Below are 19660 nucleotides of genomic sequence, written 5' to 3'. Positions count from 1 at the left end.
ATTTCACACTGTATTGCACGAAAAAAATCTCATGAATATGTCTAACATTCACATAACAAAAAAACATGCTTTCATGATGAGAGCATGTTTTGTGATATTCTTCACATTGTTTCGTTAAAAAATTATCTTTTTATTTACCATGATGTAACATTAAATCACTAAGTTCTTCTTCAATGTGATTTAATTTCGCAACGCTTTCTTTCCATTTATGAATATAACGTGAAACCCCAACAAAAAACAAAACAATAATTGTGGAAAGAATAATACCATATACGATTGCTACAGTACTCATAGTTACACTTCCTTATAATTAGTAATGTGGTTATTAGTTATATTTTTATTATAAACCTTTTTCTTTTAAAATACTTCAATTTCAACTTTTTGTAACAAAATTGATTTTTCTAATATTTCATTCGTAAAAATGGCATATTTTTCACAAATTATACAAAACTTCACCATATGTACTATTACCATATGAGTTATATTATTAAATAGAATAAAGGGGATGATTACTATGACGACTTGGTTTATTGTAATGTTAGTTGTATTTGGGGCATTTAAAATTATCGTTTCTAGCCTTCCTAACACTGTTATTGAATCCATTATTAGCAAGTACGAAACACATCCAAAACTTGAAGAAGAGAATGTGACTATTACAATTCACGGAAATAACGTAGAAGGCGAACAGAAATCAAAAATTATTCATGATTTTAACGAAGGTTTATTTTTAGATCGCTATTATGCACCACCCCATAATGAAGGCACTCCTTTAATTATCAATGCAAAACGTGGTAAAAAAGATTTCACATTTTATATTTACAGTCATGAAGAGCATGTTGATGTTGTAAAACAATATAAAAAGAAGGTAGTTGCTTATAGTTTACGCTCTAAAAATCTTCAAAATAGTGACATGTTCGTGTCAGCTGATTTGTATAGTGATAATAAAGTTATTGAATTTTGACTAAAAAAGATAAGAGGCTTACTACATTCTATATGCAGCAAGCCTCTTTAAAGTTGTTTCAAATTATATCCATCTGCTTATGTAATGCTTAAAAAATGAATAATACAGTTGTTTACTTCTTATTGAACTAACGCCCCCGTTAGTTTAAGTGTAACTCTTCACAATTATTTCATATTATATAGGTAAATAGAAAGATAAATTAGAATTTAGTTTATAGTTATAAAAATAAGTTATTTATATCCTTATAATTCTTCAAAAAGGAGAGTGTATGAAAAAGACTATTGTTTTTGTATTAACGATATTTATATTATTCCCAGGATTCGCAACACAAAGTTATGCGTTGTCAGATTCGAAATCTGAGGCAATACAAGCATTGCTAGATGATGCCTGTCGTACATCAGGTGTGCCTGGAATGTCAATCTCAATACTTGCTGATGGTGAAGTGTTCTACTTTTCTTCTGGGTATGCAGATCTTGAAAAGGGATTGTCTGCAAGTGAAAATACACTCTATGAGTTGGCCTCGGTGAGTAAAGCATTTACTGGTATGGGGATTTTGCTATTGGAAGAGCAAGGGCTGCTATCAATGACTGACCCTATCCAAAAATATTTACCTTGGTTTACGTTAAAGTATCAAGGTAAACCTGTTGATATGCAAAACCTTACACTAAATAACTTTCTTCACCATACCAGCGGCCTAACAAATATTAGACATATTCAAAATATTCCACAAGGTAATACGCCTGATATGTTGCAAAAGACCGTGGAAACGCTGGTAGATGCAGAATTGGCGTTCTCTCCCGGTGAACAATATAACTATGGAACCGTTAATTATGACGTATTGGGTTTGGTTATTGAGATTGTATCACGACAAAGCTATGAAGACTTTATGAAGGAACAGGTATTTATACCCTTAGGTCTTCACCAGACGTATGTTTATAAAGAAGATGCTCAAGCCACTGGACAGTTAGCACAGGGCTACCGTTCTTCCTTTTTTATAACAACTCCATTTAACGCTCCGGATTATGCTGGGAATAAACCTGCCGGCTATATCATTTCTAATACAAAAGATATGGCGCGTTGGATGGGCATACAGATGGGTATTGTGCAGGACATACCCGAAATATTTCACAGGGCTATCGAAAAATCACATAGGGGTGATATGTCTGTTTCGGCTGTCAATGATATGTATTATGCGGCAGGTTGGTCGGTAAACGCCGAACAAACGTTTATAGAACACACTGGGGGTAATCCAAATTTTAGTACCGAAGTAGCCATACTGCCAAATGAAAGAACAGCCATCTGCTTACTGAGCAACGGCGCAAATACCAATATAAACCTGGTACTAAAAGTTAAAAATATATTAAACGGCAATCTAACTCAGTCATATGAGATAAGCGGTACACAGCTTTTGGACATCATTTTGTCGTCTACCACAATTATTCTTTGCCTATTAGCCGTTCTGTTATTTTTCTTAGGATTAAGAAAAAGGAAAACGAATGAGCAGCAGCCAATGACAAAAAAGAGAACAATCGTAACAATTATTTTCCTAATCGCTACGATTGCCCAGTGTATAATGTTTTTTGCCTTCGATTGGTCAACGATACTTATTTGGCAAACATATAGTGTTCTTACAGCTTTAATTTCGTCAACATTATTAACATCAAGCATTACTTGGTTTGTATATACTCACCGATTAGATGCCTCGGTCCGAAAATAAGTATAATGTTAAGTAAATAAATCCTAATTTATCGATATTTTTAATTTAAAAAACAGAAGACACTTCTCCTAGTTAAACCCACTTGCTATTTCTTCCACTAACCTGCCTCGTTAGTAGAAGAAGGATTTTTAAACAACTATATTATTTTTTAAATGACTTTATTGTAAATTAAACAACTTTATTATCTCTGTACATGATTTAGCTTAACACTCATATATAAAAAGGAATCCATGGCATATGGATTCCTTTTTACTATTTACTGAAAAATAAGCTCTGTCTTCAAACTATCTTTCGGTAACAACCAGCCTTTTTTCTCTAAACTCGCCATTAATAATTCCCTTTGTTTTGTCGCAATACTTTCTTCATTTGTTTTAAATGACACTTCTATTACGAAGTCATCTTCTAATTTTCCGGTATTACTTAATGGCCAAATTTCAATATTTGCTTTTATGTTTTCAAACTCTCCTGTATATCGTTTCATTAATACAGGACCGTAAATACGGGAATTCTTTAACATCTCTTCTCCCCAATTTGTATACAACCATCTGTTCATTTTCCCTGGTAATTTTTCCATTAACATATTTTGAGCAGCTTGTTCATTTGGTAAATCAAGTATTCCATATCCTTTAGCACTGTAACTTTTCTTATTTGAAATGCTTAATGTTTTCTTCTCAAATCCCCAATCTATTTCCGCCTCATAACTATCCGTATTACTATCGAATCCTTCTTTTTTAGCTACTTCTAGTGCATCTTGAATTACACCATTTTGAATAGGATATCTTTTTTTATATGTTAGTTCAAAATCTTTACTAAATTCTTTCTTTCGAATTCTAGCAAACCAACCTTCATCACTTAAACTTTTATTTGCAGTATCTAAAAATTGTACTTGTATTCTTTCATATTTTGTACCAGCCTGGAAATGTTCTAGCACCTCTTGCTTCATCTCTTTGTTATAACCTAATACTTGTTCTGGCTTCAATAATAACTTTACTTCAAAACTAGGTTTCATTGGACTAGCAGCAAACCCTTCCTTAACGTTATAAAGAAAACAACAAAAGAAAATACTTACGAATACAAATACTTTTTTCATATACCTATCCCCTTTACATTTTAAATGACTTCTATACGTTCCATTGCAAGTGAATATACATTTTCATATCCTGCTGTACTTAGCTTTTGTTGTAATCGATCCGTATCCTCTTTCAAAGCATGCACTAGCACCGTATGTTCTGGTAATAATGTATTTAACATCTCTTTAACGTCTTTTATACTTTGGTGAACTTTATACGGAACTCGCTTCACCCTACATGTACTCCTTACATGTTCTTTCATAACTCTTTCTGCAAAACTCCCTTTCGCAATATGCCCAGTAAAAATAACGGAATTACGTTTTTCATTCCGAAGCTGTTCATAGCATAACTGTGCTCGTTTCGTTTGCATATTCGCATCACTCATTACAACTATTCCATAACTATTTTGCATACTAATGTCATTATCCATCACTATTATGTTTCTTTTTAAACTCTCCATAATCCATTTAAGTTCTTCATTATTTTTTATCCAATCTTTATATATGAACATCTCTTCAAATCCAGCCAAAATTTCTTTATCTACTATAAGCGGAAATTCTTTATATCGTTCATATAAATACAATACTATATCTTGCGCCCTACCAAGTTGTGGCAGCGGTAGCAATGCTATTCCTTTATTCTGCATAACTCGCTCAATTTCTGCACATAGATCATCTAATCTTTCATTTTGCGAAACATCATCTGTGTGGTAAGCGGCATCTACAATTGCAACTTTTATATTGTGGCCCAATTTCTCAGGTAAATTAGCTCGTAGTATATTAGACTCTGCTGAATAATCGCCGGAATAGAACACGTATGTATTACACAAATCAACTAAAAACCAAACAGCTCCTAATACATGCCCACTATATCCCCACTGAAACCGCAATGTAGGAGTAATTTGTATCCATTCATTTGGATTACTAATCTCATCAATACATACATAATTTAAATCTTTTATGTGTTGGTCGCTATAAGGTAAATTCCACCCTTGCATCACATTATAGTTTCTCCATTTTTCATAATATAACGGCAGTTGCTCCTTCGTATAACGAGTCGTCCAAATTTTTTTCTTATATCCATACTTCGCTAATAAAGGTAAACCCATCGTATGATCTTCATGAATATGTGATAAAAATACCGCATCTAAAAATGGAACAGCTTCTCTCTCTATTTCTGGATAACTCTTCTCATATGATCGATTAATACCACAATCAAATAATATTTTCGTCTCTTTATTTTTTACAAAATAGCAGGAGCGACCGTATTCTCCTGCCCCACCCCATACTTCTATCCTCATCATGCTACCCCTTTTCGCTTTTGCTCCATATGTTGTAGCAGTAATAAGCACATTGTTGTAAGTCCAACAGAAACAACGGCCATCGCCATGCCTATAGATACTTCACCCTGTTCAAATTGAGCAAAAATAAACGTTGCTGACGTTTCTACTGATGGAGGTAATACGAGAAGCGATGCTACTAACTCTCTTATCGAAATTGTAAATGTCATCGCCCATCCAGCAAGAATGCCTGGGATAATAAGAGGCAATATTATTTTTCTAAAAATATAAATATAATTTCCCGAAAAAACACTTCCTGCCTGCATGAGAGAATCATCAATTTGTCCGAGTGATGATTTTACATATTGCACCGTGTAAGGTAAAAACAGCACAACATACGTTACGATAACCATGACTGGTGTATTGTAAATTGACAGGGGCATATATGGTGAATTCCAAAATAGAATAAGACCTACAACCATAACGATTCCTGGTACCATATTGGGTAACATACCGCACATATCGAGCCATTTTTCAGAGTTTTTTTTCCCCTTTCGAATCATAAGTGCCAAAAAGACTCCAATCATTACCGCAATAATCGCTGTTACGAGTGAAAAAAGAAAACTATTCCATAAAGCCTCTAATCCCGGAGATCCCATTGTAAACAATGCCTCATAATGGCTTGTTGTAAAGTTATTTACATGTAAACCGCCGCCTCTTAATTTTGACAAAGAAGCAATCAGTATAGAAAAGTATGGAATTCCAATTGATACGATTAATAAACCAATTACATACATCCATGCTACAACGCGCGTAAATATAGACAAAGTATATCTTTTAGATTTCACACCTTTTCCACTAACCATTGCATATGAATACTTTCGATTCAATACATTTTGCATATACCAAATGAGCATACAAGCACTAAGTAATAAAGAAGATAATGCTGTTGCACTACTAAAATCAATTGGCCAACTCGAAATAAATTTATGGATTTCTGATGTTAACACGTGGAATCCTATTCTACGTCCGAATGTAGCCGGTGTTCCAAATTCAGCAATCGTCTTTACGAAAATGAGTAAAGCACCCATTACATAACTTGATACTAATAACGGCAATATTATTTTTCTTAAACGATAGAGAAAACTTCCGCCATGAACTGCTGCAGCTTCTTCTTTACTACTCCCAATCTGAAGTAACGTGTTTTTCAGCATGAAATAAAGGAATGGGAATAAATGCAGACTCATAATTAAGACCATACCTCCTAAACTAAAAAACGATGATGAAACTGTCTTTAGCATCGGAAAAAATTGTTCAAAATAGCCGTTAGGTTGCATGAACAAAATCCAGCCCATTGATCCAATATACGGCGGTGTCATAAATGGAATCATAAAAACAATATCTAACTTACTATACTTTCCTACATCTGTTTTGCTCATAATAAACGCCAATGGAAATGCAAATATTGTAGCTCCTATTGCAACGAGTACACCTAGAAGCATCGAGTTTAGAAAAATCCCAGCTAATCCACCACTCTGCATCACTTCAAAAGGCTTTAAAAAGTTCCAGCTGCTATTTTCATATATACTAGAAAATAAAATGAGAAAAAGCGGAATGACGATTAACATCGCCACAAGTAATAACGCTACCGTCATTCCAACTTGTCTTACTGATATGAATCGATTTACCATGGAATCACCATCTTATTGAAATACTTTCTTAAATTGTTTTCCTATTTCATCTTGCTCTTTCTCAACTGTTTTCCAATCAATATTTAATACTGGAATCTCTTCTACATTCGGTCTATTTTCAGCTTTTATATCTGTTCTACCTGGCAATAAATACGCTTTAGCAACTTGTTTTTGCACATCATCTGATAATAAATAATCAATAAACTCTTTTGCACCCTCTACATTTTTACTATCCTTCATAATCCCCGCTGCACGTGGGCTAATAACTGTTCCGCTTTTTGGATATACAATATCAACAGGTTCACCCTTTGCTTTTGCGCTATACGTCATATAATCAACACCCGCAATGACCATATCTTTCGCACCTGTTACAACTGGGTCTAACGCTTCCTGATTTGCTCCTGCTACTGTAACTTCATTTTTCTTAAGCTGCTCAAATAAATTCCATCCATCTTGTCCATTCTTTTTCACGTATCCTGTTACAAAGTCTAAAGCTGAACCTGAAAGTGCTGGATCTGGAAGATTCACTTTTCCTTTCCATTCCCCTTTCGTTATATCGCTCCAATCTTCAGGCGCTGTCTTCACATTTTTTGTATTGTACACAATCCCTAATGCTGAAGCACTATACCCGAAATAATGTCCTTTATCATCTGACCATTCAGAACGCAGCTTATCAGCTTGTTTCGCTTCTTTATAAGCTAACGTTTGACCCTCTTTCTTTAATCCTTCCATCGCTGGTAATGATGCAAGTACGACTACATCAACGACTGGATTTTTCTTTTCAGCTTCCATTCTCGCTAAAATCTTACCTGTTGTTCCTTGAAACATTTCTACTTTTATACCTGTTTTCTTTTCAAAGTCTTTTTGAATTTTTTCTGCTAACCCTTTTGGCCCTGCACTATATACAACAATTTTCTTTTCATTCGTATTTTTACTTTTTGCATCTGCATTGCCTGTCTTTGAACTACACCCTGTTACTACAGCCGAAAATAATAAAGTACATACAAATAAAGACTTAAGCGAACTGAATTTCTTCATACGATTCTCCCCCTATATGATGAATACATTTTTTTGGCACATATAACGATACTGGTTTACCGATGCTTAATTTACTATTGTGATAAGCTGTCCATATTCCGAGTGCCCCCATGTTTACTTTTATTTCATACCGTTCTCCTACATATGTAACGTGCTTAATTTCACCTGTATACATTTCGCACACTTCATTTTTCGTCCAGTTCACATGCTCTGGACGAACCATTTTTTTACCCTCTACAAGCCAATTCGCCTTACCAACAAATTTGGCAACAAATTCATGAGACGGTTTCACATAAATATCTTCCGGTGTTCCTTTTTGTAATACTTCTCCTTGTTTCATGACAATAATTTGGTCTGACATTGACATTGCTTCTGTTTGATCGTGAGTGACATACAGTGCAGTTAAACCAATGGAATGAACGATATCCATAAGCTCTATTCTCATTTCTTCTCGCAAAATTGCATCGAGTGCACTTAGCGGTTCATCAAATAAAATAAAATGAGGTTTTGTTACAATTGCTCTAGCGAATGCGACACGTTGTTGCTGTCCACCAGAAAGTTCGTGTGGATATCTTTTCTCCATACCTTGCAGGCGAACTCGCTTTATCGCATCTTCTACTTTTTCTCGTAAATGATTTGTTTGCTTTGTAGCCCTTAAACCAAATGCAACATTGTCAAAAACAGTCATGTGCGGCCATAAAGCAAAATCTTGAAATACCATACCGATATTCCGTTCATGAGGAGATGTCTTTATCTTTTTTGCAGCAGAATACATGCACTGGTCTCCAAAATATATTTCTCCCTTATCCGGTTCTTCAAGCCCTGCTATCATTCTAAGTAAAGTCGTTTTCCCACACCCCGAAGGTCCTAAAAGTGTAGTGAATTCACCTTGTTTCATTACAATCTGCAACGGCTTTAACGCCTGTGTTTTTCCAAATGTCTTTTCTAATCCACTAATTGTAATATCCATTGCTTCACCTCTCTCCCCTCATTCTTAACCTGCTTTCATTCTATATGGAAGATTTATACTGAATGTTAATGTACTGTAAAGATTAAATTAAAAAACTTCTAATAAACTATTTATTTCTATAGATTTTTTCTATAGTTAAAATAAAAAAGGCGGCAATTCATAATGAATCTCTTAAAATTAGAAATTGTAGTACTTATTAAGAAATACAAAAAGCTTACAATTGTTGCAGAAAAACTTGGCGTTAAACAACCAACTATTACATTTCATATAAAAAGCTTAGAAGAAGAACTCGGTGTGTCTTTATTCGAATTACGTTCTGGAAGGTATTTCTTAACAGAGGCTGGTGAGGCTTTGCACCATTATGCTTCTAAAATAGATGCACTTATGAAAGAAGCTAGACGTGTCACGCAAGAGTTTAAAGATTTTAATAAAGGTGCTATAACAATCGGCGCTAGTTATGTACCAGCGACTTATCTTTTGCCAGAAGTCGTTCATGAATTTCAATGTGAATTTCCCAATATAAAAATAACGCTACTAGTTAAAACAGCCCCTGAAATTCGAATGATGCTACAAAATCACGAAATCGATCTTGGGATAATTTCCGCTGCTCCATTTGATGAACCACTTTTAAAACAAACGAATATAATACCTGATACACTTGTTCTTGCCTTTTCCAAAGAACATCATTTTTCAAAGAAAGAAAATGTATCGTTACAAAATATCGAAAAGGAACGCATACTATTGCATCGTAATCCATCTACAACGAGAGATTTACTTACAAAATGGATGTCAGTTCATAACATTACATTCCAATCAGAAATTGAATTAGACTCATTAGAAACAATGAAACAAATTTTAAAATATGGTAATGGAATTGCCTTTATTTCTAAACTTGCTATTGAGCAAGAAATACAACGAAATGAGCTATGCTATATACCAATCCCAGAATTTGAATTTCAGCGTAATATTTATACGATTCATCATGAGGACAGATGGAATTCTAAAATCATTTCTTTTTTACTACAGAGCATCCATTCATTTGCAACAAAAAATTAAAAGGCTGTCGTTATGCACGACAGCCTTTTACACTATAAATCTATTTATTTTTCTTTGCCTCAATTTTTGCTTGCGCCTCTTCAGCCTTATCTAATGCTTCTGATACTTTCTTCTCTTTTTCTTTCACTTCATCTATACTATCGACAGCTTTAATAATTTTATCGATTCCTTCTTCTTCTACCTTTCTACGCTTTGCTACTCTTTCATTCACTTTCTCTTCTACATCTTTTGCTTTTTGAAGCATATTCTCTGCATTTGATGTTACAGCTTTTTCAAGTGCATCATCTTTTTTCTTTTGTAACACTTCATTTGCAATGTCTTTCGCTTCTAAATACTTACCGTCTTTTAATACTGTTGCCCCGTGATCCATTTTCTCAGCAACTTCTTTATATGATTTCGCTTCATTTCCTGATTTCTCTTTTTCTGCTTTTTCGAACCACATTGTTGCATCACTATACTTTTCATCTTTCAATGATTGCATACCTGTTTCAATATATGTGTCATAATTGCTACATCCAGCCATTACGATTAATAGAAAAAGCATAACAAAACTTAATTTTTTCATGCTGTTGTCTCCTTTTCTTTGCAAGCTCACTTTACTTTAACATACATGAAAAAGAGTTTCAAAAACTAAAATACTAATTTAGTCATTTTTATAATGATAAGTCAAATTTTTATTATTTTTAAGCGGACACATCTACTTGTTTTTTCGCCATATGTTGCTTTACTCCAACTAATACAACTAACAATAACCCTCCGCCTATTGTCATCATAACAATGCTAGTTGGCAACATATCTAATAGTAGTCCATATACAATCATACCAAGTGGTGCGATTGCAGTCGCAATTGTTTCAAGTAGGCCAAACACACGCCCTAGGTAGCTCGGACCTGTCGTTTTTTGCATATGTACTTGCATTGGAATGTTTACAATCATAATTGCTATACCAGTTAACATCATAAAAGCAATATAGTAAATAAAACTTGCTACTTTTGGAATGACAACTAACAACGGAAAGACTGTACATAAACTTAAACCTGCAAACAAAAACAGTCCAGTATAAATAGAACGAAACGGATTATTCAATTCTTTACGCACTGATAAAGCAATCGCTCCCATTAGCATCCCGACTGCTAACATTCCCTCTACAGTACCGAGTTGCTTTGAAGATAAATGCAATGTATGGACGATAATGTACGGAAGTGCAACTGTTAGACCACACGCAAAAAAGTTTACCCACAATGCTATTTTCATTAAACCATATATTTCACGTTGTCTTTTTACATATAAAAAACCTTCTTTTATACTCGTCAAGAAATGCTCTGTACTTTCAGCCACTTCTTTTTTATATAAATCAAATACGATAAATAATTGCAAAATAACCGCTAAAAAGAACGTAATGCTATTTAATAGGAAAAACGATTTAATTGAAAAGAAACCATATACAACTCCGCCAATAATCGGTCCTAAAATATTTGATAAAGAAGCCGCCGTTTGATTTAAAGCACTCGCTTTTTGAATACGTCCTTCATCTACTAAACTCGGAATAGACGAAGTTAATGCAACAGAATAAAAACTTGCACAAATTGATAATAATGCTGCTGAAATATAAATAAAAAGAAGTGATGACCCAAATATAGTAGCAAGAATAAACATACTAAGCATCGTTAAACTACTTAATAAATCAGTACCAATGACAAGCCATTTTCGATTCACACGGTCTGCTACAGCACCAGCAATTGGGCCACAGATCATCCTTGGAAGTGATCCGCAAACGAGCGTAATTGCAAACCCCATCCCTGAACCAGTAGTCTTTAATACATATAACCCCATTGCGAACGTATAAATACCTGCGCCTAATAAAGACGTCATTTTTCCAATCATCATTAAAATGATATTTCTAGTTGCAATCTTCATTCTTGAATCATGTTGTCCTATACTTATATCTCCCATTTTTGACTCTCTCCCCTTAAAAGTTAAATTGTGTTAAACTTATTATATAATCAACTTTCCAATTTTCACAACAAAAAGTTAAATACAATTAAACTTTTTAAATATAAAGGAGCAATTATATGGCAACTCTCGGTGAAAAAATTAAAGCATTACGAAAAGAAAAAAAGCTTACGCAAACAGCACTGGCAGGTTCGGAACTGACAAAAAGTATGCTTAGTCAAATTGAAAATGGAAAAGCTACACCTTCTATGAAAACATTACAATATATTGCGGAAAAACTTGAATGTGAAACGAGCTTTTTATTAGAAGAAGATGAAGAAGAAATTGTGGAACTCATTCAAAAAATGGAGCCATTAATAAAATCAAATAAATGCGATGAAGTATACAAGACTTTACTACCTATCGTTCAAAAAGAACTACCCCTTACTTTAAACACAGCACGTTTATATAAACAGTTCATAACTGGAGCGGCCATTATGAACGATTACAATATTGAATATTACGTTGAAACAGCTGTTTCTATATTTGAAAAATATACTTTGTATCGTGAAAGTACTGAAACGAAACTACTGTTTTACTATATGCTCTACAAACGGAAAAAATATAAAGAATGTTTACAGTTGATTAGCAGAATTCGCGATGAATATAAAACGAAGAATTTAGAAATGGATCTTATTACACATATACAATTATATTTAAAAGAAGCAATTATTTTACTCGCATATGGTAATTATGAAAAATGTGAAAAAATCATTTTAGATGCACTTGCATTTTCAAAAAAACATCAAGTGTATTATAAAACAGATGAATTTTACCGTATTTTATCTTATCAAAAAATCATTACAACCGATAAAGAACGATATTTATATTACATAAAAAAATCGGAGCAATTTGCCATTTTTACAGAAGATACTTTATCCGCTGCAAATATAGATATATTAAAAGCTTATTACTACAATACCGTTACGAATGAATATACAATTGCATTAGAACATTTAGAACAATTCCGAGAAAAACTAAAAGATGTACCGATTTTTCAAGACGATGGATTGTATTATCTTGAAAAAGGAAAATCTCTGTATGGTTTAAAACGTTACGAGGAAGCTTTGGAAACATTAAAACGTGCTAACATTCCAGATTATATGAGTCATCCACTTGATCAGTCATGGTTATTAACAGCTGGATCATATCGTGCCCTGTGTCATATAGAACTTCAAGATAAAACGGCTGCTCTGAAAGAAGCAAAAGAAGCAGTTCAAACGATGGATGGTTATCCTAATTCCATCTTTTCTTCATTTATTAAAGAAACATTACAAATAATACAAAAACTTTAAGAATGTCTCAAAATGGTATATTATTCCTCTTTTTTAGCAAAGATAATAATGATGGGAGGAATATAAATGAATATACAACGTGCAATAGAGCTTTCTGTGTCAGCGGAACAAGCCAATGTCAGTTTTCAAGGCATGCCTGTTATGATTCAACACGTCGATGAAAGCAATGAAACCGCCCGCATATATGAAGTAAAAAACCCAGGACGCGAATTAACTGTTCCAGTTAATAGCTTAGAGGAAATATAAGAAATGCCACTTCTCTTTTGAAGTGGCATTTTTCTTATGAATCAAAAATACAACTATTATTTCTTCTAATTTTTTAAGCTTATAATAAGAAAATGTAAATTTTATACTCTAACCCTATATTTTGTGATATTTTATACTCTGGAAATAATTAAATCTTTATAGATGAATAATATAAATTTTTTTCTATTTCCCACTCTATACATAAAGGAGGAATTGTATGAGCCTCTCTATATACGAAGGTTTAGGTATTATTTTTTTCGTAATCATTATTACTTACGCCCTTGCACACAAATATTTATGGTCAAAAAAATTACTTATTATTCTATTTCTCATTTGTAATGCTATTTATCTTATTTGGCGAACTTTTTATTCGTTACCAACTATTAATCTCATAAGTATTATCGCTGGTATTATATTGTTAATTACAGAATGGGCTGGTTACTTACAATCTATCGTTTTTAGCATTGTTTCATGGAAACCATATAAACGGAAAGAAGTACCATTATCCACTTTTGAAAAACTACCTACTGTCGACATATTTATTGCCACTTACAATGAACCGATCGATTTGTTAAAACGTACTGTAGCTGGTTGTACGTTGATTACTTATCCGAAAGAGTTACTAAACATTTATATTTGTGACGACGGGCGCCGTGAAAGTGTAAAGCAACTTGCGGCAGATTTTTCTGTTCATCACATAACTCGCACCGAAAACAAGCATGCAAAAGCTGGAAATTTAAATCATGCGATGCTTCATTCAAAAGGTGATATTATCGTAACAATGGATGCCGATATGATACCACGAGCTAACTTTTTAGAGCGAACGATTGGATATTTTTCTAAAAATAATGTTGTATTCGTTCAAGCACCACAAGTTTTTTATAATGCTGATCCTTTCCAATATAATTTGTTTTTTGAAGATAACATCGCCAATGAACAAGATTTCTTTATGCGCCAGTTAGAAGAAGGGAAAGATCGCTTTAATGCTACGATGTATGTTGGTAGTAACGCCCTATTTCGCCGCACCGCGCTTGAAGAAATTGGAGGATTTGCGACTGGAGTTATTACTGAAGATATGGCAACTGGTATGCTACTACAAGCTAACAAATGGGAGACTATATTTGTCAATGAAACACTAGCTGTTGGATTATCCCCAGAAACATTTAGTGATTTATTAAAACAACGGGACCGCTGGTGTAGAGGGAACATTCAAGTCGTAAAAAAATGGAATCCTTTCACTATAAAAGGATTATCTTTTATGCAGCGTCTTTTATATGCAGATGGAATTCATTATTGGTTTTTCGGTGTTTATAAAATGATATTTTTATTAGCACCGCTATTATTTTTAGTATTTGATATTTATAGTTTAGAAATTAATTTCATGCACTTATTTATGTTCTGGGCACCTGCCTTTTTAACATCACAGCTTATTTTCAAAGCTGTTTCTAATAAAAAACGAACAACTACGTGGAGTCATGTGTACGAAGTTGCTATGGCTCCTTATATGGGATTTGCTATTTTATCAGAAATTTTCTTACGTAAAAAGTTTCAATTTCATGTGACAAGAAAGGGAGTTCAAAATAATACAAGGCATTTTTTATGGATTGCAAGCATCCCTCATCTCATATTACTCATTTTAACAATTATTGCACTTATTCGAGCAACACTTATGCTCTTATACCCTGAGCAATATTATATTGAAAGAGAGAGCTTATATATTAACATTTTCTGGTTACTATACAACGGGATAGCTATTGTCACTTCACTATTTGTAGCATTTGAAAGACCGCGTTTTCGAAATTCAGAACGTTTCGTAGTAAATTTACCAGGTACTTTATATGCCGAAGATATGATCATTTCTTGCAATATCCTTGATATTAGTGAAACGGGGGCACGTTTTGAATTAGATTCCTCCATTCCATTTGAAACTTTATCAAGTCTATCTTCCTATATGCTATCTTTTGGCGAGGTAGAAAAGATTTATAGTACAAAAAAATGGATTCGGAGACAAGAAAGTTCTGTACAAGTTGGTGTATCATTTGATGATGTATCCCATGAGCAATATTGTAAACTCATTCTTCATCTATTTAGTAAACCGGTTAATGACCGGGTGGAAAAGGTGTACGATAAAGCATTTCTTACACTAGCAATTGCATCTTTCATAAAAAACACAAAAAAAGCACCAAGACAATTTCGCAGGCAACATATACGTGAGCAACTGATGTCTCCTGGAACATTGCATATGAATGGGATGCCGATTGAAGCGACCATTATCGACTATAGTACAGGTGGGTGCCAAGTACAAACGAACATCCCTCTTGTGATTGACCAAATTATACAAGTAACAATGGAAGAACGTAATATTCAAAAGAAAAAGGCACAAGTGTGTTGGATTCAAAAAAAGGGTCGTAAAATATATGCTGGATTAAAATTCACAGCGTAAAAAAGAAAAGAAGCGTCGTGCTTCTTTTCTTTTTTACATGCTAAAATACTTATTAAAGGGGGGAATGTATATGAAAAATACTTCACAAAAAATGAGTCATTATTATGCCGTGATATTCACTTCTAATTTATCAAATGATACAACAGACTATAATACCGTTGCCGAAACAATGGAGGAACTTGCAAAGCAACAACCTGGATTTTTAGGTGTAGAAAGTGCACGAGGTAATTCTGGGCTCGGAATAACAATTTCTTATTGGGAATCACTTGATGCAATTGAAAATTGGAAGAAGAACGCCTTACATAAAGAAGCGAAAAAAAGAGGTCGTGAGCAATGGTATGAAAACTTCCATCTGCGTATTTGCCTTGTTGAGAAAGAATTTAAGTTTCAAAGAGGCACAATATAACTATGAAGGAAAAATTAGCTCTCGTTATTGTTCATGAAATATATGGTGTGAACGACCATATGCATCACGTTACCGAGCAATTTACTTCATCTCATATTGACGTATTCTGTCCTAATCTTCTGCACTTACAACACGCATTTCATTATCGTGATGAAGAAAAAGCATATGAACATTTTGTAAATCATATTGGATTTAATGATGGAAAAGACCAAATTGAAGCATTCATCAATACCCTTTCAAGCAATTATACACATATTGGACTTATCGGCTTTAGTGTTGGAGCTACCATCTCATGGCTATGTAGTAACAATCCGAAAATAGATTTTATCATCGGATGTTACGGTTCTCGTATACGCGACTATGTTCACATAAAGCCTACATGCGCTACACTACTTATATTTCCTGAAAAAGAAGCTAGTTTTTCAGTATCCTCTTTAATTCAAACATTGCAGCAACAAAAAAATCCTTTACTAGAAATACAACAACTACACGGTGAACATGGATTTCTAAATCCGTACACTGAAAAATATAACGGGCACTCTACAAAACAAGCATACAATGTAATAGATTCATTTCTTGTAAAGTGAAACTTTATTAGTTCTTTATTTGGGTTATTGTTGTTAGTTATTTCGGGGATGTAATAGAAGAAGGAAGAAAAGCCAACATTCAACTTTTCTTCCTTCTATCTTTACCTTTAGCTTTCACTGTCACTGATTCACAAGGTGTATAATATATTTGAGGTGTCGCCTTATCAACAAACATCATAAACGTAATAAAGCCGATAATAAAGAAAATAAACAACGTTAACAAAATTGCTCCTATCGTTAAAAGTATCATAACACCACCCCTATATTTTTCATGTTATTACACCTTTCGCTATTATATGAGCGTAATCCTTTTTAGAAAAAGAAACGTAACAAAATAATCACAACCACTCCCGTTAATACTGTACCTAATAAACTACGAGTATATATCGCTACAAGAAATGTGGGAATTGCTGCGATAAGGTAATCCCACTGCATCGTCTCATGCATAAATAAAACTTGTGCTAAAAGCGCTGCTAATATCGCAATTGGTATGTAATTTAACCATTTTAAACCCCAGTCAGGAATTTGTAGTTTGCTAAATACGAGTAGAGGTAAAATACGTGGCACGAGTGTAACAGCTCCTGCTGCTAGTAAAAGTAATAATACATCTAATCTCATTTCCATTTTTCAATCACCACTCCAATCGTCGCAGCTAGTAAGGTTGCGATAATAACCGCTATACTATCTGGCATAAATAGGTGTGAAACGTATGCGATGATAATCGCTACAATTGCAACACTTAAATGAATTGCTAGTTTTGGTTTACTACTTATGAGCTGAAGAACAAATAATCCAATAAACATCGCTGGTAATGCATAATCCATCCCGTATGTATGTGGATCTGGTATCCACTCACCAAACAGTCCACCAATAATAGTAGCAAGAATCCAATTTAAATACGCTGTTACGTTAAGCCCGATCATCCATCTTTCACCTAAATATCCTTTTTGCGCCGCGTGTTGCACTGCAACGCCGAAAGTTTCATCTGTAATTTGCGAACCGATGATTAAGTTTTTAAATAGAGGAATTTTCGTAAAGTACGGCGCGAGTGCAGCACTCATAAGAAGGTGGCGCAAGTTAACAAAAAATACAGTAAAAATAATTGCGGAAGCAGGAGCACCGGCTGCATACATACCAGCTAATATAAATTGGGCAGAACCTGCATAAATTAAAGTGGACATAAATGCAATTTCAATGATAGAAAAACCTGCTGTTTTTGCAATTACACCAGCTGCTATACCGATGCTCAAGTAACCAAATACAGTTGGTAAACAATCTTTTACTCCTTGCTGAAATGTATCATCGCTCTGCAAAGCTACATGTGCCTGAGCTTTACTCATCTCTATCATCCTCCATTCCTTCTAAAGTTCGTTTTCCTGTTACGACATGAACTAAATCTATATTTTCACGCCATAACGTATCTAACTTATCAGCTCCAAATTCCTTCGTGATTTCTTCAACCATAATATCGTGCCGCACATACTCTGTAGCAACGAGAACTAGCGCTGGGTCATACGTTGTAACGGCCCATGAAGTGCTATCATTTGAGAAGTTCGCAATTAATACTTCCTCTCCATCACGCGCAATAACAGTTAAATGACCACCCATTCTCTTTTCAACAACGTGAGGCGTCATATAATTATGGTGAAACGTCGCTCCTATTTTTGTTTCTGGAGCTCCAAATAAGATTGAAAATATATGTACGCCTTCCTCTTCCTTTTGATAAATGTATGGCTCAATTTCATGCACTTGATCTTCCCATACAGAAATCCATAATTCTTCCTTTGCCCTATTAATTATATTGCATATTTCTTTTAAAACACGATCATTTGAGCGAATATGCGAAATTACATCTATTTGTCGCTCTTGTTCTAAACAATTTAATTTCTCATCTAAAAATTCAAAGGACTTTTCAAAGTCTTTTCGCATTCGATTCATTAATTCGGTAGCTGGTACTGGTACATATTTAACTGGTTCAGAAGGTACAATATGCACTGCTCCTTTATCCATTAACTTACCGAGTACCTCGTAAATCATAGAACGAGGTACTCCTGTTTGTTTACTCACTTCATAGCCAGTTACTGGGGAATGTTTTAACAATCCAATATACGCTTTACATTCATATTGGGAAAATCCTAACTTTTGTAATTCCTTTATAATTTCATCCATCGGTAACCCCTCACAATCTAAATCGCTCTTACTTCAAAACGGCGATTTTGCTTCCCTTTACTTTTTACTTTATCAATAACAAGTGTTCCTATTTCACTCGTATTTTTCACATGTGTGCCTCCACAAGCTTGTTCGTCTAAGTTTTCAATTGTAACAATGCGGATTTCTTGGATAGTAGTTGGCAGGAGATTTATTGCTGTTTTAATCATTCCTACAGCATTTTCTGCTTCTTCGCGGCTCATATAACGAGTGGAAATTTCTTTATTTTGCTTAATAAGTTTATTCACTTCCTCAACAATTTCTTCTACTTCCACGCTCGATAACTCTTGTAACTCATTAAAATCGATACGTGCTTTATCAGGATAAATTTGATTTCCGGTGCATAGAGCTCCATACTTTTCATAAACTACAGCTCCGATAAGATGCAGTAAAGAGTGATGACGCATTAAATTATGACGTCTTTCCCAATTAATCTCTAATTTAACTGGACCTAATTTTACTTGAGCTTCATCTTTTATATAGTGAACTATTTCTCCCTGCTCCTTCTTTACTTTTTCAACTTCAAATACAGACCCATCTTGTACAATGACACCCGTATCACATTCCTGTCCTCCACCAGTTGGATAAAAAACTGTTTCTTTTACAAATACTTTATTCCCTTCCACTCTTATCACTTCTGTCTCGCAACTCGTTTTGTATGCATCTTCTAAATATAATGCCGTTTTCATACTCTCACCTCTT

General features: G+C 34.1%; 22 protein-coding genes. 8 read left to right on the top strand and 14 right to left on the bottom strand.

Annotated features, from left to right (window positions below):
* Positions 1–130: 130 nt before the first annotated feature.
* Both DN403_RS09975 and DN403_RS09970 read right to left on the bottom strand, forming a co-directional pair.
* The gene (locus tag DN403_RS09975) at positions 131–292 is read right to left on the bottom strand and encodes a hypothetical protein (RefSeq protein WP_000108702.1); all 162 of its coding nucleotides are present in this window, start codon (positions 290–292) and stop codon (positions 131–133) included.
* Between the two features lie 65 nt (positions 293–357).
* Positions 358–474, bottom strand: a complete 117-nt coding sequence (locus DN403_RS09970) for a hypothetical protein (RefSeq protein WP_002011946.1) — start codon at positions 472–474, stop codon at positions 358–360.
* A gap of 40 nt (positions 475–514) precedes the next feature.
* Between DN403_RS09970 and DN403_RS09965 the strand changes: the two genes are divergently transcribed.
* Positions 515–961, top strand: coding sequence for a YfmQ family protein (locus DN403_RS09965; RefSeq protein ID WP_000214590.1), 447 nt, complete (start codon positions 515–517; stop codon positions 959–961).
* A 268-nt stretch (positions 962–1229) separates the two neighbouring features.
* Positions 1230–2678 (top strand): serine hydrolase domain-containing protein, encoded by a 1449-nt coding sequence (locus tag DN403_RS09960; RefSeq protein ID WP_149185433.1) that lies wholly within the window; start codon positions 1230–1232, stop codon positions 2676–2678.
* 256 nt (positions 2679–2934) lie between these two features.
* Here the strand turns inward: DN403_RS09960 and DN403_RS09955 are convergent, their stop codons facing one another.
* The 5 genes from DN403_RS09955 to DN403_RS09935 are packed head-to-tail and all read right to left on the bottom strand — an operon-like array spanning position 2935 to position 8726.
* A complete protein-coding gene (locus tag DN403_RS09955; protein WP_000755319.1) occupies positions 2935–3768 on the bottom strand; it encodes a hypothetical protein in 834 nt (277 codons plus the stop codon).
* Between the two features lie 20 nt (positions 3769–3788).
* Positions 3789–5051, bottom strand: coding sequence for an MBL fold metallo-hydrolase (locus DN403_RS09950; RefSeq protein WP_033668886.1), 1263 nt, complete (start codon positions 5049–5051; stop codon positions 3789–3791).
* Positions 5048–6718, bottom strand: coding sequence for an ABC transporter permease (locus DN403_RS09945; RefSeq protein WP_149185432.1), 1671 nt, complete (start codon positions 6716–6718; stop codon positions 5048–5050). The genes DN403_RS09950 and DN403_RS09945 overlap by 4 nt, the downstream gene beginning before the upstream one ends.
* A gap of 12 nt (positions 6719–6730) precedes the next feature.
* Positions 6731–7756, bottom strand: coding sequence for an ABC transporter substrate-binding protein (locus DN403_RS09940; protein WP_016077894.1), 1026 nt, complete (start codon positions 7754–7756; stop codon positions 6731–6733).
* Positions 7734–8726: an ABC transporter ATP-binding protein gene (locus tag DN403_RS09935; RefSeq protein ID WP_016077895.1), complete on the bottom strand. Its 993-nt coding sequence runs from the start codon at positions 8724–8726 to the stop codon at positions 7734–7736. The genes DN403_RS09940 and DN403_RS09935 overlap by 23 nt, the downstream gene beginning before the upstream one ends.
* 162 nt (positions 8727–8888) lie before the next feature.
* Between DN403_RS09935 and DN403_RS09930 the strand changes: the two genes are divergently transcribed.
* The gene (locus DN403_RS09930; RefSeq protein ID WP_001050622.1) at positions 8889–9782 is read left to right on the top strand and encodes a LysR family transcriptional regulator; all 894 of its coding nucleotides are present in this window, start codon (positions 8889–8891) and stop codon (positions 9780–9782) included.
* 40 nt (positions 9783–9822) lie between these two features.
* On the opposite strand, the gene DN403_RS09925 is transcribed toward DN403_RS09930, so the two are convergent.
* Together DN403_RS09925 and DN403_RS09920 are read right to left on the bottom strand one after the other, a co-directional pair.
* A complete protein-coding gene (locus DN403_RS09925; RefSeq protein ID WP_000736418.1) occupies positions 9823–10347 on the bottom strand; it encodes a DUF4398 domain-containing protein in 525 nt (174 codons plus the stop codon).
* A gap of 118 nt (positions 10348–10465) precedes the next feature.
* Entirely contained in the window at positions 10466–11734 is a 1269-nt protein-coding gene (locus tag DN403_RS09920; RefSeq protein ID WP_000502474.1) for an MFS transporter, read from the bottom strand.
* 119 nt (positions 11735–11853) lie between these two features.
* On the opposite strand from DN403_RS09920, the gene DN403_RS09915 reads away from it, so the two are divergent.
* The 5 genes from DN403_RS09915 to DN403_RS09895 all read left to right on the top strand — a co-directional run bounded on the left by DN403_RS09915 (position 11854) and on the right by DN403_RS09895 (position 16750).
* Positions 11854–13068 (top strand): helix-turn-helix domain-containing protein, encoded by a 1215-nt coding sequence (locus DN403_RS09915; RefSeq protein WP_000212346.1) that lies wholly within the window; start codon positions 11854–11856, stop codon positions 13066–13068.
* 66 nt (positions 13069–13134) lie between these two features.
* On the top strand, positions 13135–13314 hold the full coding sequence (locus DN403_RS09910; protein ID WP_001025734.1) for an H-type small acid-soluble spore protein: 180 nt from the start codon (positions 13135–13137) through the stop codon (positions 13312–13314).
* A gap of 217 nt (positions 13315–13531) precedes the next feature.
* Positions 13532–15757, top strand: a complete 2226-nt coding sequence (locus DN403_RS09905; protein WP_149185431.1) for a glycosyltransferase — start codon at positions 13532–13534, stop codon at positions 15755–15757.
* Between the two features lie 70 nt (positions 15758–15827).
* Positions 15828–16163 (top strand): antibiotic biosynthesis monooxygenase family protein, encoded by a 336-nt coding sequence (locus DN403_RS09900; protein WP_000799455.1) that lies wholly within the window; start codon positions 15828–15830, stop codon positions 16161–16163.
* A gap of 2 nt (positions 16164–16165) precedes the next feature.
* A complete protein-coding gene (locus DN403_RS09895; RefSeq protein WP_000660112.1) occupies positions 16166–16750 on the top strand; it encodes a dienelactone hydrolase family protein in 585 nt (194 codons plus the stop codon).
* Between the two features lie 79 nt (positions 16751–16829).
* Here DN403_RS09895 and DN403_RS09890 read toward each other — a convergent pair whose 3' ends face one another.
* From DN403_RS09890 to DN403_RS09870, 5 genes are all read right to left on the bottom strand, one after another.
* The gene (locus DN403_RS09890) at positions 16830–17000 is read right to left on the bottom strand and encodes a DUF3951 domain-containing protein (protein ID WP_000602229.1); all 171 of its coding nucleotides are present in this window, start codon (positions 16998–17000) and stop codon (positions 16830–16832) included.
* Positions 17001–17062: 62 nt separating this feature from the next.
* The gene (locus DN403_RS09885; protein WP_000425944.1) at positions 17063–17374 is read right to left on the bottom strand and encodes an AzlD domain-containing protein; all 312 of its coding nucleotides are present in this window, start codon (positions 17372–17374) and stop codon (positions 17063–17065) included.
* Positions 17365–18090 carry an AzlC family ABC transporter permease gene (locus tag DN403_RS09880; protein WP_000030479.1) on the bottom strand — a complete coding sequence of 242 codons (726 nt, stop codon included), beginning with the start codon at positions 18088–18090 and terminating at the stop codon, positions 17365–17367. The genes DN403_RS09885 and DN403_RS09880 overlap by 10 nt, the downstream gene beginning before the upstream one ends.
* Positions 18083–18919: a TrmB family transcriptional regulator gene (locus DN403_RS09875; protein ID WP_000343356.1), complete on the bottom strand. Its 837-nt coding sequence runs from the start codon at positions 18917–18919 to the stop codon at positions 18083–18085. Before DN403_RS09875 ends, DN403_RS09880 begins: the two co-directional genes overlap by 8 nt.
* Before the next feature lie 17 nt (positions 18920–18936).
* Positions 18937–19647 (bottom strand): alanyl-tRNA editing protein, encoded by a 711-nt coding sequence (locus DN403_RS09870; RefSeq protein WP_000844967.1) that lies wholly within the window; start codon positions 19645–19647, stop codon positions 18937–18939.
* Positions 19648–19660 lie beyond the last annotated feature (13 nt).

This window comes from Bacillus sp. AY2-1 (assembly GCF_008368965.1).
Classification (GTDB): Bacteria; Bacillota; Bacilli; order Bacillales; family Bacillaceae_G; genus Bacillus_A; species Bacillus_A thuringiensis_S.
This window is presented reverse-complemented; position numbering and strand designations above follow the sequence as displayed.

Bases quoted from the DNA above. Each gene is read 5' to 3' on its own strand.
- DN403_RS09950 (WP_033668886.1), bottom strand. From the start codon at position 5,051: ATGATGAGGATAGAAGTATGGGGTGGGGCAGGAGAATACGGTCGCTCC.
- DN403_RS09910 (WP_001025734.1), top strand. From the start codon at position 13,135: ATGAATATACAACGTGCAATAGAGCTTTCTGTGTCAGCGGAACAAGCC.
- DN403_RS09940 (WP_016077894.1), bottom strand. From the start codon at position 7,756: ATGAAGAAATTCAGTTCGCTTAAGTCTTTATTTGTATGTACTTTATTA.
- DN403_RS09900 (WP_000799455.1), top strand. From the start codon at position 15,828: ATGAAAAATACTTCACAAAAAATGAGTCATTATTATGCCGTGATATTC.
- DN403_RS09925 (WP_000736418.1), bottom strand. From the start codon at position 10,347: ATGAAAAAATTAAGTTTTGTTATGCTTTTTCTATTAATCGTAATGGCT.
- DN403_RS09970 (WP_002011946.1), bottom strand. From the start codon at position 474: ATGGTAATAGTACATATGGTGAAGTTTTGTATAATTTGTGAAAAATAT.
- DN403_RS09880 (WP_000030479.1), bottom strand. From the start codon at position 18,090: ATGAGTAAAGCTCAGGCACATGTAGCTTTGCAGAGCGATGATACATTT.
- DN403_RS09915 (WP_000212346.1), top strand. From the start codon at position 11,854: ATGGCAACTCTCGGTGAAAAAATTAAAGCATTACGAAAAGAAAAAAAG.
- DN403_RS09930 (WP_001050622.1), top strand. From the start codon at position 8,889: ATGAATCTCTTAAAATTAGAAATTGTAGTACTTATTAAGAAATACAAA.
- DN403_RS09895 (WP_000660112.1), top strand. From the start codon at position 16,166: ATGAAGGAAAAATTAGCTCTCGTTATTGTTCATGAAATATATGGTGTG.
- DN403_RS09935 (WP_016077895.1), bottom strand. From the start codon at position 8,726: ATGGATATTACAATTAGTGGATTAGAAAAGACATTTGGAAAAACACAG.
- DN403_RS09870 (WP_000844967.1), bottom strand. From the start codon at position 19,647: ATGAAAACGGCATTATATTTAGAAGATGCATACAAAACGAGTTGCGAG.
- DN403_RS09905 (WP_149185431.1), top strand. From the start codon at position 13,532: ATGAGCCTCTCTATATACGAAGGTTTAGGTATTATTTTTTTCGTAATC.
- DN403_RS09965 (WP_000214590.1), top strand. From the start codon at position 515: ATGACGACTTGGTTTATTGTAATGTTAGTTGTATTTGGGGCATTTAAA.
- DN403_RS09885 (WP_000425944.1), bottom strand. From the start codon at position 17,374: ATGGAAATGAGATTAGATGTATTATTACTTTTACTAGCAGCAGGAGCT.
- DN403_RS09920 (WP_000502474.1), bottom strand. From the start codon at position 11,734: ATGGGAGATATAAGTATAGGACAACATGATTCAAGAATGAAGATTGCA.
- DN403_RS09955 (WP_000755319.1), bottom strand. From the start codon at position 3,768: ATGAAAAAAGTATTTGTATTCGTAAGTATTTTCTTTTGTTGTTTTCTT.
- DN403_RS09960 (WP_149185433.1), top strand. From the start codon at position 1,230: ATGAAAAAGACTATTGTTTTTGTATTAACGATATTTATATTATTCCCA.
- DN403_RS09890 (WP_000602229.1), bottom strand. From the start codon at position 17,000: ATGATACTTTTAACGATAGGAGCAATTTTGTTAACGTTGTTTATTTTC.
- DN403_RS09975 (WP_000108702.1), bottom strand. From the start codon at position 292: ATGAGTACTGTAGCAATCGTATATGGTATTATTCTTTCCACAATTATT.
- DN403_RS09945 (WP_149185432.1), bottom strand. From the start codon at position 6,718: ATGGTAAATCGATTCATATCAGTAAGACAAGTTGGAATGACGGTAGCG.
- DN403_RS09875 (WP_000343356.1), bottom strand. From the start codon at position 18,919: ATGGATGAAATTATAAAGGAATTACAAAAGTTAGGATTTTCCCAATAT.